Annotated in this window: 14 protein-coding genes; 4 read left to right on the forward strand and 10 right to left on the reverse strand. The window is 68.7% G+C overall.

Features of this window, described 5'->3' with window-relative positions; all coding sequences use genetic code 11:
* The 3 genes from NM962_00240 to NM962_00250 form a co-directional block, all read right to left on the reverse strand.
* Positions 1–606 carry a vitamin K epoxide reductase family protein gene (locus NM962_00240; GenBank protein UVO14920.1) on the reverse strand — a complete coding sequence of 202 codons (606 nt, stop codon included), beginning with the start codon at positions 604–606 and terminating at the stop codon, positions 1–3.
* Positions 607–608: 2 nt separating this feature from the next.
* A complete protein-coding gene (locus NM962_00245) occupies positions 609–1,328 on the reverse strand; it encodes a DsbA family protein (GenBank protein ID UVO14921.1) in 720 nt (239 codons plus the stop codon).
* Between the two features lie 101 nt (positions 1,329–1,429).
* Positions 1,430–2,533 carry an alpha/beta hydrolase gene (locus NM962_00250; protein UVO12641.1) on the reverse strand — a complete coding sequence of 368 codons (1,104 nt, stop codon included), beginning with the start codon at positions 2,531–2,533 and terminating at the stop codon, positions 1,430–1,432.
* On the opposite strand from NM962_00250, the gene NM962_00255 reads away from it, so the two are divergent.
* Both NM962_00255 and NM962_00260 read left to right on the forward strand, forming a co-directional pair.
* Entirely contained in the window at positions 2,532–3,377 is an 846-nt protein-coding gene (locus tag NM962_00255; protein UVO12642.1) for an aldo/keto reductase, read from the forward strand. The genes NM962_00250 and NM962_00255 overlap by 2 nt on opposite strands.
* A gap of 1 nt (position 3,378) precedes the next feature.
* Complete coding sequence (locus NM962_00260; GenBank protein ID UVO12643.1) at positions 3,379–4,218, forward strand: aldo/keto reductase; 840 nt, start codon at positions 3,379–3,381, stop codon at positions 4,216–4,218.
* Between the two features lie 88 nt (positions 4,219–4,306).
* On the opposite strand, the gene NM962_00265 is transcribed toward NM962_00260, so the two are convergent.
* From NM962_00265 to NM962_00275, 3 genes are read right to left on the reverse strand one after another with little or no spacing between them, the layout of a single operon-like run.
* Positions 4,307–5,023 carry an HNH endonuclease family protein gene (locus tag NM962_00265; protein UVO12644.1) on the reverse strand — a complete coding sequence of 239 codons (717 nt, stop codon included), beginning with the start codon at positions 5,021–5,023 and terminating at the stop codon, positions 4,307–4,309.
* On the reverse strand, positions 5,020–7,248 hold the full coding sequence (recG, locus tag NM962_00270; GenBank protein ID UVO12645.1) for an ATP-dependent DNA helicase RecG: 2,229 nt from the start codon (positions 7,246–7,248) through the stop codon (positions 5,020–5,022). The genes NM962_00265 and recG overlap by 4 nt, the downstream gene beginning before the upstream one ends.
* A 2-nt stretch (positions 7,249–7,250) precedes the next feature.
* Positions 7,251–8,900 (reverse strand): DAK2 domain-containing protein, encoded by a 1,650-nt coding sequence (locus NM962_00275; protein ID UVO12646.1) that lies wholly within the window; start codon positions 8,898–8,900, stop codon positions 7,251–7,253.
* A gap of 192 nt (positions 8,901–9,092) precedes the next feature.
* Between NM962_00275 and rpmB the strand changes: the two genes are divergently transcribed.
* Positions 9,093–9,284, forward strand: a complete 192-nt coding sequence (gene rpmB / locus NM962_00280; GenBank protein UVO12647.1) for a 50S ribosomal protein L28 — start codon at positions 9,093–9,095, stop codon at positions 9,282–9,284.
* Positions 9,285–9,354: 70 nt separating this feature from the next.
* Here the strand turns inward: rpmB and NM962_00285 are convergent, their stop codons facing one another.
* The gene (locus NM962_00285; GenBank protein UVO12648.1) at positions 9,355–10,035 is read right to left on the reverse strand and encodes a uracil-DNA glycosylase; all 681 of its coding nucleotides are present in this window, start codon (positions 10,033–10,035) and stop codon (positions 9,355–9,357) included.
* Between the two features lie 6 nt (positions 10,036–10,041).
* Complete coding sequence (locus NM962_00290) at positions 10,042–10,974, reverse strand: thiamine-phosphate kinase (protein ID UVO14922.1); 933 nt, start codon at positions 10,972–10,974, stop codon at positions 10,042–10,044.
* 84 nt (positions 10,975–11,058) lie between these two features.
* Between NM962_00290 and NM962_00295 the strand changes: the two genes are divergently transcribed.
* On the forward strand, positions 11,059–11,601 hold the full coding sequence (locus NM962_00295; protein ID UVO12649.1) for a DUF3515 domain-containing protein: 543 nt from the start codon (positions 11,059–11,061) through the stop codon (positions 11,599–11,601).
* Between the two features lie 85 nt (positions 11,602–11,686).
* Here the strand turns inward: NM962_00295 and NM962_00300 are convergent, their stop codons facing one another.
* Both NM962_00300 and NM962_00305 read right to left on the reverse strand, forming a co-directional pair.
* Positions 11,687–12,799: a D-alanine--D-alanine ligase gene (locus NM962_00300; GenBank protein ID UVO12650.1), complete on the reverse strand. Its 1,113-nt coding sequence runs from the start codon at positions 12,797–12,799 to the stop codon at positions 11,687–11,689.
* Positions 12,800–12,836: 37 nt separating this feature from the next.
* A complete protein-coding gene (locus tag NM962_00305; GenBank protein ID UVO12651.1) occupies positions 12,837–13,865 on the reverse strand; it encodes an NAD(P)-dependent glycerol-3-phosphate dehydrogenase in 1,029 nt (342 codons plus the stop codon).
* Positions 13,866–13,915: the final 50 nt, after the last annotated feature.

The raw sequence follows: 13,915 nt of genomic DNA on the forward strand, positions 1-13,915 counted from the left end.
CTACAGCAGCGTTATCCAGTAATCCTGAAACCGAATAAATATCAACAGAAATAACGCGATAAACCATAACGCAGCGACGGTCCAACGCCACCGGTGCAAATGCTGCAAATTTTTGCGTATACCACCCTGCTCAGATGCTAGGGCTGCGAATATCACCAACAGGCACAGCGTGACCGCCCAGACCACCATGCAGTACGGGCACAACGCGCCGATCCGGTACAGGCTCTGAAAGATCAGCCAGTGCACGAACCCCGCCCCGACCAGCGTACCGACCGCCATACCGGTCCAATACCACTGCGGCAGAGGCACTTTCGCCACCGCTAGCACACCGGTCACCACCACCACGGTGAAGGCGACGATCCCCATCAGCGGGTTGGGGAAGCCCAGCACAGACGCTTGCGGGGTCACCATCACCGATCCGCAGGACAGCACGGGGTTGAGGTTGCACGATGGCACGTACCCCGAGTCCATCAGCAGCTTGATCTTCTCGACGGTCAGCGTGACCGAGGCGGCCAGTCCGATGACCCCGCCGATCAGCACCGCCCAGGCCCGGGACGCCGCGACCGGCACCGCCTGGGCGGGCGGTTCGACCGCCGGAGCCGTGATGGTCACGACTCCTGAGCCGGCACGGCCATACCGGGCACGTCGCCGACGATCTCGCGGATCTTGGAAACCAGGGCTTCCGGAGTGGAGGGGCGGTAGTCCTCGCCGTTGATGCGCAACGTGGGGGTGGCGTGAATGCCCCCGGCCGCAGCCATGCCGCCGACCATCTTGAGGTACTTGCCGCTGTTGATGCACGCCGGAACACCGCCGGCAGCGCCGGCCTGACGGGCCAGCTCGATCAGGCGCTTGTTGTCGGGGAAGTCCGTGCCGATCTCCGACGGCTGCAGCTGCTCGGTGTAGAGCGCGGTGTGGAACCGGCGGAAGGCGTCGTTGCTCTCGTCGGCGACGCAGTAGGCGGCGGCTCCGGCGCGCGAGGAGTAGTCATCGTTTTGCGGCCGATCCAGGATCGCGACCATGTGGTAGTCGGCGGCGATCGCCCCGCTGTCGATCAGCCGAGACACCGTCGGGCCGAACGCCCGCTCGAGGTTGCCGCAGGCCGGGCAGAGGAAGTCTTCGTAGAACGTCAGCACGGCCTTGGGCTCGTCGGTCCCGTCCTTGGTGACCAGCTTGCTCGAGGTGACCCGGATCGCCTCGCCGGCGCCGGCGCCCTTCTTATGACCGTTGGACATCACGATGTAGCCGATCAGTCCCACCGCGAAAACCACCACGATGGCGACTAGGCCGATCTGCATTGCGAGGTTGCGCTTCTGGTCGCCGGCCCTCAAGCCGGAGGCGCCGGGGCGTTTGGGTTTGCTGGCCACAGTCGGTTGGTCCTCGTGTTCGGTGGTTGGTTTGCCGTTCAGCGTACCGGCGTGAGCCCCGGACCTCAGCCGCGGCTGAGGTGCGCGCGCAGCGCCGAGATCAACTCACTGGTCGCGGTCGCGCTGCCACCCCCCAGCGGAAACAGGTTGATGAAAGCGTGCGTCAACGACGGCATCTGCCGCAGGTCCACCACAACCCCGGCCTCGCGCAGTGCCGCCGCGAACGCTTCGCCTTCGTCCTGCAGCGGGTCGAATCCGGCGACGGCCACCAGCGCCGGCGGCAAGCCGGACAGGTCGCCGGCCAGCAACGGCGATACCAGCGGGTCGGTCGGGTCGAGCTGTGAGCGGCCCAGATACTGGTCGGTGAACCAGTCGATGTCGTGCTTGGTCAGCAGAAAACCGTCGCCGTAGAGGGTGCGCGAACGGGTCCGCGCGGTGCAGTCGGTGACCGGGTAGATCAGCCACTGCAGAACGGGTGCCGGTCCCCCGTCATCACGCGCCCGCAGCGCGACCGCGGCGGCCAGGTTGCCGCCGGCGCTGTCGCCACCGACCGCGACCCGCCCGGCAATCCCACCCAGCTCCGCGGCGTGGTCATGAGCCCAGCGGAATGCCGCGAGGGCATCGTCGAGCGCGGCCGGTGCGGGATGCTCGGGCGCCAGGCGGTAGTCGACCGACAGCACCGCGATGTCGCCGTCTCGGCAGGTCAGCCGGCAGATCGCGTCGTGGCTGTCCAGGTCGCCGATCACGAATCCGCCACCGTGGTAGAAGACCAGCAACGGCTTGGCGCCATCACCGGTCGGGCGGTAGTGCCGAGCGGCGATGTCCCCGGCCGGCCCGGGCAACACGATGTCGCGAACGTCGACGTGGATATCACCGCCACCTAGCCCGGCGGTCGTCTCGCGCAACTGGGCGCGAGAGGCGACCGCGTCGTCGCCGACGACTAGGCCGTTGACGCCCATCGCGCGCTGCGCGGCCAGCGTCAGCCGCAGGGTGGGGTCCAAGGTCTTGCCATCGATGGTCACCGCGCGCCCGCCGGTCATGATCCGCTGGACCCCGATCGGCAGCATCGGCGTCACCTTCATACCGACCGTCATCAGGGTGCTCTGCAGCTGATCGGTCCATCGCGCGCCCCGGCCGGAACCGGAGCCGCCTGGCAGACTTCGTGTCATGGCTGCTGAAGATAAGTTGCGTTCAGTCACGCTCAACGACGGTAATTCCATCCCCAGCGTCGGCTTCGGGGTTTACAAGATTTCGCCCGCCGAGACCGAGCAGGCGGTGCGCACCGCATTCGCAGCCGGATACCGCCATGTCGACACCGCAGCCTTGTACGGCAACGAGCGAGAGGTCGGCCGGGCCGTCGCGGCATCCGGGCTGCCGCGCGACGAGGTGTATGTGGTCACCAAGGTGTGGAACTCCGACCAGGGTTACGACTCCACGCTGAGAGCATTTGATACGAGCATGGACCGCCTCGGCCTGGATTTTCTGGACCTGTACCTGATCCACTGGCCGCTGCCGGCGGCCGGCAAGTTCGTCGAGACCTTCCGGGCGCTGGCCCACCTGCGGGATCAGGGCCGGATCCGCTCGATCGGGGTGAGCAACTTCGCACCGGAGCACCTCGAGATGCTCATCGACGGAACGGGGATCGTTCCCGTTGTCAACCAGGTGGAGTTGCACCCGCGCTTCAGCCAGCCCGAACTGCGTGAGGTGCACGCTCGCCTCGGGATTGCCACCGAAGCCTGGGCGCCGCTGGGGCGGGGTTCGCTGCTGGCTCATCCGGCGGTCACCGAGGTGGCACGGCGTTGCGATAAGACACCGGCGCAGGTGCTGATCCGGTGGCATATTCAGCTGGGTAATATTGTGATCCCGAAATCGGTGCACCCCGAGCGCATCGTCGGCAACTTCGATGTCTTCGACTTCGAACTCGGCACCGCCGAGATGGCCGCGATATCCTCGCTCGACGACGGCGCCCGATTGGGACCCGATCCGCGAACATTCGATGACACAGGTAGGTGAAATGACGTCGGGCACTGCGATTCCCTCGGTCACCCTCAACGACTCCCGCACGATGCCGACTCTGGGCATCGGGGTGGCCGAGTTGTCCGAAGCCGAGACCGAGCGCGCGGTCTCGACGGCGCTCGAGCTGGGCTGTCGCTTGATTGACACCGCCAAGGTGTACGGCAACGAGGCCGCGGTGGGCCGGGCTATCGCCGCGTCGGGGATCCCGCGCGAAGAGGTGTTCGTCACCACCAAACTGGCCAACGCCGACCAGGGACTGACCGCCGCCATCGAAGCCTGCAAGGCCAGCCTGGAGCGGCTCGGAATGGACTACGTGGACTTGTACCTGGTGCACTGGCCGGCTCCATCGCTGGGCATGTACGTCGACAGCTACGGCGGACTCATCCAGACCCGGGAGCTGGGCCTGGCCCGGTCCATCGGGGTGTGCAACTTCACCGCGAATCACCTCGACGACGTGATCGACCTGGCATTCGAGACCCCATCGGTCAACCAGATCGAGCTGCACCCGCTGCTCAACCAGGCTGAGCTGCGTGCCGCCAACGCCGAGCGCGGCATCATCACCCAGGCTTACAGTCCGCTGGCGGTGGGCCGGTTGCTTGACCACCCGACCGTGACGGCTATCGCCGGCGAGTACGGCAAGACCCCGGCGCAGGTGCTGATCCGGTGGAGCCTGCAGTTGGGCAACGTGGTGATCCCCCGGTCGGCCCAACCCGAGCGCATCGCGGCCAACCTCGACGTGTTCGGCTTCGAGCTGGCCGACGAGCACATGGAGAGCCTGGGCGCACTCAATGACGGCACCCGGGTGCGGGAAGACCCGCTCACCTACACCGGTATCTGATCCCTCATTCCGCGAGCCGGAATCTCGCGACGGCGCATCGGCGTGTCCCGTCGTCAGATTCCCACTCGGCGGCTCGGCAGCGCAGTCCCTATCCGGTCGGGCAGGTGGCCGCTGCCTCACGCAGTGCGTCGGCTGACGGCTGGTCGAGGCGCAGCGCGTAGCCCCGCAGGACCGCAATGTAGGCGATGGCGTATTGGCACGCGAACGATTTATTCGGCGGCATCCACTGCCCGGGGCCCGCGTCGCCCTTGTCCTGGTTGCCCTGCCCGGCCACTGCCAGCAGGTTGGCGGGGTCGTTGGCGAAGCGCAGTCGCTGCCGATACGGCCAGGCCGACGCTCCCATGTCCCAGGCGTAAGCCAACGGCACGATGTGGTCGATCTGCACCGCTTCGCCGATCTTCGCGCCGCGGGTGAAGGCGACGACGGCGTTGGTGTAGGGGTCGTGCAGGGTTCCGGTGGCTACCGCGTCCGGGCAGCGCTTGGTCGACACGTGCGTGATGTCCACCAGATCACGGTTGAGGATGTCGTCGCGGGTGTCGCAGCCGTTGTGTCCGCCCGGCGCGTCGTTGTCGTCATCCCAGGCGTCCCCGAACCGCGAGCGGACGTAGTCGTAGCGGTGGGTACGAGCCGGAACCACGGTGATGCCGGCCAGCACATCGGCGCCGGCCGCCACCGTGGGCATGCCGGCCTGCGCCGCCAGGGCACGACTGCGATGGCCCACGGCCGATACCGTCTGGTAGGCCACGACTACGGCCAGCACCGCGGCCACGGCCAACCACACCAGGGTCTTGCGGCTCGGGTTCATGCTTTGTCCAGGTAGTCGATGTCGGTGAAATACGCGGCGAGCGTAGCCAATCCGGGATCATCGGGGTTGGCTGCCCAGGCCTGCATGCAGTACGCGCGGGCCGCCTCGATCACTTCACCGTGGTCGGCCAGCGACAGCAGCTTGAGGCCGCCTCGCCAGCCGGACTGGTTGCGGCCCAATACATCTCCTTCGCCACGCTCGGCCAGATCCAGATCCGCCAAGGCGAAGCCGTCCAAGGTGGCTGCGACGGCCTTCAGGCGCTGACCCGCTTTGGATCCAGGCCCGCTGGAGGTCACCAGCAGACAGAGGCTGGCGTGCTCGCCGCGGCCGATCCGACCGCGAAGCTGGTGCAGCTGGCTGATACCGAACCAGTCGGCGTCGGCGATCAGCATGACGGTGGCGTTGGGTACGTCGACACCGACCTCGATGACCGTGGTGCAGACCAGCACGTCGACCGCACCGCTGCGGAACGCCGTCATCACCGCGTCCTTCTCGTCCCCGGTCAACCGCCCGTGCATCAAGCCCAGCCGCAATCCCGACAACGGCCCGGCTCGCAGCTGATCGAACAACCCCACCGCGGTGGCCGAGGTTCGGCCGCCCTCATCGGCTGAACCGGGTTTGCTCGGCTCGTCGGTCTCGTCGATGCGGGGTGCCACCACGTAGGCCTGCCGTCCGGCCGTCACCTCCTCGCGGATCCGCGCCCACGCCCGATCCAGCCAGGTCGGCTTCTCCTTGACGAAGATCACCGAGCTCGCGATGGGCTGGCGTCCGCGGGGCAGCTCACGCAACGTGGAGGTCTCCAGATCGCCGTAAACGGTGAGCGCCACCGTGCGCGGAATCGGAGTGGCGGTCATCACCAGCAGGTGCGGAGTGATGCCGTCAGGAGCTTTGGCGCGCAACCGATCTCGCTGCTCCACGCCAAATCGATGTTGTTCGTCGACGACCACCATGCCCAGGTTGTCGAATTCGACCGCGTCGACCAGCAGGGCGTGAGTGCCCACGACGATGCCGGCCCGGCCGCCGGCGATCTCGGCGCGAGCCTGCTTCTTGGCGGCCGCGGACATCGAGCCGGTGAGCAGCGCCACCGCGGTGGCATTGTCGGCCCCGCCCAGCTGACCGCCGAGCGCCAGCGGCCCGAGCATGTCACGTATCGATCGGGCGTGTTGGGCAGCAAGGACTTCGGTGGGCGCCAACAGGGCGCACTGATAGCCGGCATCAACCAGCTGCAGCATCGCCAGCAGCGCGACGATCGTCTTGCCCGAGCCGACCTCACCCTGCAGCAGCCGATTCATCGGGCGACTGGCGGCCAGTTCGCCTTCGAGCACGCCAAGGACCTCGCGCTGCCCGGCGGTCAGCTCGAACGGCAGCCGCCGCAACAGCTCTGCGACCATCCCGTTGTCGCGGCGCGGTGCCGGTAACCCGGATTCGGACAGTTCACCGTTTCGACGCATCGCCAACGCCCACTGCAGACCGAACGCTTCGTCGACGGCCAACCGAGCCCGGGCGCGATCCCGTTCGGCGGCGTTCTCCGACAGGTGGATTGCGCGCAGCGCTTCGTCTTCGCCGAGCAGACCCCGTTCGGCGCGCACCGCAGCCGGCAGCGGGTCCGGAACCGGATCGAGGACGTCGAGCACCTGCCGCACACAGGCGAAAATGTCCCAGCTCTGCAGTTTCGCGGTCGCCGGGTAGATCGGGTAGCAGCTGCGCTCGAAGTCCGACTGGTTGACCTGGCCGCTGACCTTCTGCGAGGCATCGGCGATGTTGCGCAGCGAACTGCTGCCGAAGTTGCGATCGTGGGCTGCACCATCGGCTTCCTTGAGTACCAGGAAGTCCGGATGGGTGAGCTGGATCGCACCCCGATACAGCTTGACCTCCCCGGACAGCATCACCCGCGTGCCGGGGGTCAACCGCCAGCGCAGGCCTTTGGGGTTGAAGAACGTCGCACTGACCTTGTTGCGGCCGCTACCGACGGTGACAGCGAGGTATTTGCCGTTGCGCCGCTGCATGTCTTTGAGCACCGCCGAGCCAATGGTGTCGACGATGGTGATGTGGTCGCCTTCGGCGGGGCGGCTGTCCGCCGCACCGCGCACCCCGGTGCCTTCGACATAGCTGCGCGGGTAGTGCCGCAACAGGTCTCCGACGGTGCGGATGCCAAAGCATTCGTCGAGTTTGTCGGCGGCATCAGAGCCGACGATGAAATCCAGCCGGTCGGCCAAGGTCACCATCGCTACTCGACCCCGATCAGCAGCGCGTCCCCCCGATGCCCGGTGAAGTAGGTCGCCAGTTCGGTTCCCGGGTGCTGGTCGTGCACGTGCCGCGTCAAGACGTCCATCACATCTTCTTCTAACCCATCGATGCCCGCACCGAACAACACCGTCACCAACTCACCGCCGGCCGCCAGCAGCAGGTCGATCAGGCCAATCGCCGCGGCGCCGACATTGCGGGCCACGATCAGCACCTCGTCACCGGCGATGCCCAGGCCGTCACCGGGCCGGCAGGAACCGGCCCAGGTCAGCGCCTGTTCGGTGGCGACCCGCACCGATCCGAGCCGGGTGCTGCCGGCGGCCCGGGCCATGGTGTAGCCGTCATCGACCACCGGACGGCCAGGATCGTGGACCGCCAACGCCGACAGCCCCTGCACCATCGAGCCGGTCGGCACCGGCACCACCTCGATACCCCAGCCGATGGCCGCGGTACAGCCCGCCACCAGTTCCTCGGCGGCGACATAGCCGTTGGGCAGCAGCATCACCTGCGCAGCGCCGGTGTCCACCACCGCCCGTAGCAACTGCTGGGCGGTGACCATCATGACCGGCTCGGCACTGTGCGGATCGGGCCGCAGTACGCAGGCGCCTTCGGAGTCGAACAGCGCCTCGGCGCCGTCGCCGTCGACCACGGCCAGCACCGCACGCTCCCGGGCCCAGCTGCCCGGGGACGGGCCGGCGGCCCCGGCGAGGGCCGAGATCTGGATACGCCGCGGCCGGCCGAACGCCAGGCCCGCCTCGACGGCGGCGCCGGCGTCATCGGTGTGCACGTGCACCGAATATCCGCCGACCACCCCCGAGGTGGCGATGGCCACCGATTCTCCGAGCTGATTCAGCCGCTCGCGCAGGGCTTCGATGTCGTCGGGACCGCACTCGCCAAGGAGGTACATGACCTCGAACTGCGGCGCGGGAGCCTCGGTGCCGGCCTCCGGCGGCCGCGGGGACGGCGCGGGCTGGTACGCCGCGCGCACGGGAGCCTGCCCGGTGATCGTGGAGCGCAGTGCGTCGAGCAGCACCAGCAGGCCGCGGCCGCCCGCATCGACCACCCCGGCCTCGGCGAGCACGTCGAGCTGCGCAGTGGTCGCCTCCAGGGCCGTGGCGGCCGCGTCGGTGCCGGCTACCAGCGCCGGGCCCAACGCGGCTCCGCCGGCCGCGCACCGTTCGACGGCCGCGGCGGCAGCCTGCAACACCGACACGATGGTGCCCGGAACCTCGCGGCCGCCCATCGAGGTGACCACCAGCTCCACCCCGTGCCGCAGACCGGCGCCGAGCAGGGCGGAGTCGATGACGCTGACGCCAGTGTCGGCTGCGGTCACATCGGCCAGGCCGCGCAGGATCTGCGACAGGATCACCCCGGAGTTGCCGCGCGCACCGTGCAGCGCCCCGGATGACAGGGCGGCCGCGACCCGGCCCACCTCGCCCGAGGCGGCCTCGGTGTTGGCCTCGGCCAGGGCCGAACGCATAGTGAACAGCATGTTTGTTCCGGTGTCGGAGTCGGCGACCGGGAAGACGTTGAGCTGGTTGATCTCGTCGGTGTGGGTGATCAGGTCACCGACGGCGGTGTGCGCCCAGTCCCGCAAGGTCGCCGCATCCAGCCGACGATCGGGGTTGCCCACCTGCACCCACCTTCCTGCCGCCACCTCCGGTGGCCGCAAGCCTAATCACTCCGGACGACAGCACAGCTCACGTCCGTCCGGCCGGGAGGGGCGTTTTGGTGGTTGCCCCGCCGGGCGGGTATCCTGATCAGGTTGTCGGGCCACCCGCTGAGGTCGTTGGCCCTCAAGCAGACGTTTTGAGGAGTGTCACATATGGCTGCCGTGTGCGATATCTGCGGAAAGGGCCCCGGCTTCGGTAAGTCGGTGTCCCACTCGCACCGTCGGACCAGCCGTCGGTGGGACCCGAACATTCAGGTTGTGCACGCCGCGCGGCCCGGCGGCAACAAGCAGCGCCTGAACGCCTGCACCTCGTGCATCAAGGCCGGCAAGGTCGTCCGCGGCTAAGTCCGCTCTTTGCTCGCCGAGCGCAGGACATCCGTGCCTCGTCGGCGATGTGCGCGTCCCGCTGAACGGGCTACTCCAGCCGCCAGTCGATCGGCTCGGCTCCCATCTGCGCCAGCAGCTCGTTGGCGCGGCTGAACGGCCGCGATCCGAAGAAGCCGCGCGACGCCGACAGTGGCGACGGGTGCGGTGATTCGATCGCGACGCAGCGGTCGGACAGCATTGGCTTCAGTGTTCCCGCGTCGCGTCCCCACAGGATCGCCACCATCGGCTGATTGCGGGCCACCAACGCGCGGATCGCACATTCGGTGACGGCCTCCCAGCCCTTGCCGCGATGTGACGCCGGCGTGCCCGGCCGCACGGTGAGCACCCTGTTGAGCAGCAGTACACCCCGCTGCGCCCACGCGGAAAGATCGCCGTTGGACGGCTTGGGATAGCCCAGATCCGCGCTGTACTCGGTGAAGATGTTCTCCAGGCTGCGCGGCAGCGGCCGAACATCCGGCGCGACCGAGAAGCTCAGGCCTACCGCGTGGCCGGGCGTCGGGTACGGGTCCTGCCCGACGATCAACACCCTGACGTTGTCGAACGGAAACGTGAAGGCACGCAAGATGTTCTGCCCTTCGGGCAGATAGCCGTGACCGGACGTCGTCTCCTCACGCAGAAACTGCCCCAGCGCGGCGACGTGATCGGTCACCGGTGCCAGCGCAGTGGCCCAACCGCTTTCGACAAGTTCAGGAAGTGGACGAGCAGTCATGGTGTCTCAACGTAATGGGGCGCCAGAATCAAACGACTGCCAGCCCGCCTCCCCGTCCCACAAGGCCCCGTCGACCAGCACTCGCGCCGGCCCGGGCAGCACCTGTCCGATCGCCCGCCAACCGGGCGGCACCTCGCCGGGAAACGCGGCGACCAGAGCGTGGTCTTCTCCCCCGCCCAGAACCCACGACCACGCGTCGGCACCGACCGCAGCGGCCGCGGGCGCCAAGGCCCGATAATCGGCCGCCAGCGCCGCTGTGGACACCTCCAATGTCACCTGCGACGCGGCGGCCAGGTGGCCCAGATCGGCGATCAGGCCGTCGGAGACATCGGTCATCGCCTGCGCCCCCGTGTCGGCGGCCGCCACACCCTGCCCGTACGGCGGCTCCGGGACCAGGTGGCGACGCCTGAGCTCGGCGAATTCTGCGGAGTCCACGCCGTCGCTCCACAGCCGCAGCCCGGCCGCCGAACGGCCCAGCTCCCCCGCCACCGCCAGGGTCGCCCCGGGCCGCGCCCCCGATCGCAGCACCGCGGCCCGGCCGGCCAGATCCCCCAGCACCGTCACCGACACCACCCAGCGGTCGGCCTGGACCAGATCGCCGCCGACCACACCGGCACCCAGGCGCTCCGCCTCCGCCCACAACCCGTCGGCCAGGGCGGCGGCATCGGCGGCGAAGGTGTGCGCCGGGGCACCGAAGCCGACGACGAACGCGGTGGGCCGCGCACCCATCGCCTCGATATCGGCGGCGTTCTGCGCGATCGCCTTACGCCCGGCCTGCTGCGGGGTTGACCAATCCAGCCGGAAATGGCGGCCTTCGACCAGCATGTCGGTGGATACCGCAACTCGGCCGTCGGCGCAGCGCACCACCGCCGCATCGTCCCCGGGACCCAGCTGGGTGGTGTCGGGCTGACGTCGCCCGGCCACCAGCCGGTCGATCATGGGAAACTCTCCAAGCTGACCCAGCGTGGGCTCGTTACCGCGCACAGCCTGGAGTGTAGGTGTGATCAGAACGGTAGGCGGGGCTTGACCACGGACAACGACGCGGACGGACCGCCACGGCTCGCGCTGATCATCGCGCTGGTGGTCGCCGTCGCCGCGGTAGGCGCCGCGTTGACGGTCGCCGCGCTACACCACCCGGACAAGCGGCCGGCCGGACCGCTCCCGGTCGCGACCGTGCCTGCTCCGCACTCCGACAGCGAAGACTGCCGTGCACTCCTCGAGGAGCTACCGGCTCAGCTAGGCGACTATCGGCGCGCCGAGCTCGCCGCACCCGCACCGCAGGGCGCGGCGGCCTGGACCGCCGCCGACGGCGAGGCCGTGGTGTTGCGCTGTGGGCTGGACCGGCCGGCCGACTTCGTGGTGGGCTCCCCCATCCAGGTGGTCGATGGCGTCCAGTGGTTCGAAGTCCGCGAAGGCGACCGCGCCACCTGGTATGTGGTGGATCGGAAGGTCTATCTGGCGCTGACGCTGCCGCCGGGATCGGGCCCCACGCCGATCCAGGAGGTGTCGGATCTGATCGCCGACACCGTCGCTGCCGTCCCGATCCGGCCAGGCCCGCCGGCCTAACCTCGCCGAGCAGACGCAGACTCGCACACGCAGGACGCGAAACGCGCGATTCTGTGTCTGCTCGCCGAGGGATGGCGGACACCGCCTAGCGCAAACCCACGCCGCGAGCCAGGGCGGTGTCGACCATCGTCGCTAGCAGCGTCGGGTAGTCCACGCCGCTGGCCGACCACATCCGCGGATACATCGAGATCGTGGTGAATCCGGGCATGGTGTTGATCTCGTTGATCACCGGGCCGGCATCGGTGAGGAAGAAGTCCACCCGGGCCAATCCCTGACAGTCCAGCGCGCCGAACGCCCGAATCGCCAACTGCTGCACGGCTTCAGCGACATCGTCGTCGACCTTGGCGGGCACGTCGAGTTCGGCTGCGTCGTCGAGGTACTTGGTAGCGAAGTCGTAGAACGAGTCGTCGCGGTCAGCCACGCCGGCCACCCGGATCTCCCCCAGGGTGCTGGCGGCCACCGAGCCGTCGGGGAATTCGAGCACCCCGCATTCGATTTCACGGCCAACGATCGCGGCTTCGACAATGACCTTCGGGTCGTGCCGGCGCGCCTCGGCGATCGCCGCGGCAAGCTCGTCGTACGACGTCACCCGGCTGACCCCGATCGAGGACCCGCCGCGCGCCGGTTTGACGAACAGCGGCAGCCCCAGCCGCTCCCGATCGTCTACCGACAGCGTCTCCTGGGCGGGCCGCAACACCGCGTAGGGGCCGATCGGCAGGCCGTCGGCGGCCAGCAGCTTCTTGGTGAACTCCTTGTCCATGCCCGCCGCGCTGGCCAGCACGCCGGCACCGACATAGGGCACGCCGGCCAACTCCAGCAGGCCCTGCACGGTGCCGTCCTCGCCGTAGGGACCGTGCAGCACCGGAAACACCACGTCGACCGATTCCAGTACCTCCGCGGGCCCGGCGGCGGAGAACGCGACCAGTTGACCGGCTCGCTGCGGGTCGGCCGCCAGCGCCAGTTCGGCGCCGGAGTCCGTGCTGACCGCCGGCAGTTGGCGGTCGGTGATCGCCAACGTGTCGGGGTTGCCGTCGGTGAGTACCCACGCCCCCTCCGGGGTGATACCTACTGCGACGACCTCGAAGCGTTGCGGATCCAGGTTGCGCAGGATGCTGCCCGCCGAGACGCAGGAGATGGCGTGCTCGCTACTGCGGCCACCGAAGACGACGGCCACGCGGGTGCGTTCGTGGGAATTCACACGCCAGAGGGTACCGGGCGGCCCGACGACGGACGCCTCACTCCGGTTTGGTGCGACGTCCCAGCAGCAGCGCCACCGCCTCATGGACCGACGACCCCGTGTGGCAGACCCGGTGCACGGCATCAGTCAGCGGCATCTCCACGTCGTAGCTCGAGGCCAGCGCCAGCACCGACTGGCACGACGTCACACCTTCGACGACATGACCGTCGGAGGTGCTCAACAGCCCCGCCGACCCAGGTACCGGCGGCATCGCCTCGCCCCGGCCGAGCCGTTGGCCGAACGTGCGGTTACGTGAATGCGGCGATGTGCAGGTGGCCACCAAGTCGCCCACCCCGGCCAGGCCGGCCAGGGTGGCCCCCTTGGCACCCAGCGCGACTCCCAGACGGATGATCTCGGCCAGGCCCCGGGTGATGATGGCGGCGGCCGTGTTCTCGCCCAGCCCCACTCCCGCAGCCATCCCGCAGGCCAGGGCGATGACGTTCTTGCAGGCACCGCCGATCTCGGTGCCGACGACATCGGAGTTGGTGTAGGGCCGGAAGTAGCCCGTGTTGAGCATCCGCTGCAGCGCCACCGCACGACCGGAGTCCGTGCAGGCGACCACGGTGGCCGCGGGCTGCCCGGCGGCGATCTCGGCCGCCAGGTTGGGACCGGACACCACCGCGACCTGACCGGGATCGAAGCCCGTCACTGAGGCGATCACCTGGCTCATCCGCATCAGCGTGCCCAGCTCGATGCCCTTGGCGACGCTGACCAGCGTGGCGCTGTCGGTCAGGTGCGGCGTCCACGCTTGGAGATTGGCCCGCATCGTCTGTGCCGGCACAGCCAGCACCACAGTGGTCAAGCCGCCCAGCGCCTCGGCCGGATCACTGGTGGCGCGCACCGCGTCGGGGACCTCGAAGCCCGGCAGATAGTCGGGGTTGCGCCGGGTCTCGTTGATCTGCGCGGCGATATCGGGCCGGCGAGCCCAGAGTCTGACGTCACTGCCGGCGTCGGCGAGCACCTTGGCCAACGCCGTGCCCCACGCGCCCGCGCCCATCACCGCGACCGTTCCCTCGGTGCCGACCATCGCACACCACCTCCCTATAGGCGCATCACCTTAGCGGTGATCGCGAGCAC

The organism is Mycobacterium sp. SVM_VP21 (genome assembly GCA_024758765.1).
Taxonomy (GTDB): domain Bacteria; phylum Actinomycetota; class Actinomycetes; order Mycobacteriales; family Mycobacteriaceae; genus Mycobacterium; species Mycobacterium heraklionense_C.